General features: G+C 68.2%; 1 pseudogene. It reads right to left on the minus strand.

Annotated elements, in window-relative coordinates:
- Positions 1-381 (minus strand): annotated as a pseudogene (locus SB765_RS28230) (excinuclease ABC subunit UvrA); the annotation flags it as partial.

Below are 381 nucleotides of genomic sequence, written 5' to 3' on the forward strand. Positions count from 1 at the left end.
GTTTCGCGGTTGTAGCGCTTGCCGTGGCACACGTCGCACGGCACGTAGACGTCCGGCAGGAAGTGCATCTCGACCTTCAGCACGCCGTCGCCCTGGCACGACTCGCAGCGGCCGCCCTTCACGTTGAACGAGAAGCGGCCCGGATCGTAGCCGCGCTCCTTCGCGGTCGGCACGCCCGAGAACAGCTCGCGGATCGGGGTGAACAGGCCCGTGTAGGTGGCCGGGTTCGAGCGCGGCGTGCGGCCGATCGGCGACTGGTCGACGTTGATCACCTTGTCGACGTGCTCGAGACCCTCGATTGCCTCGTGGGGCGCCGGCTCGGCCGACGAGCCGTACAGGTGGCGCGCGACCGCGTGATACAGCGTGTCGTTGATCAGCGTC

It is taken from the genome of Pseudomonas sp. SIMBA_067, assembly GCF_046534675.1.
Lineage (GTDB): Bacteria > Pseudomonadota > Gammaproteobacteria > Pseudomonadales > Pseudomonadaceae > Aquipseudomonas > Aquipseudomonas putida.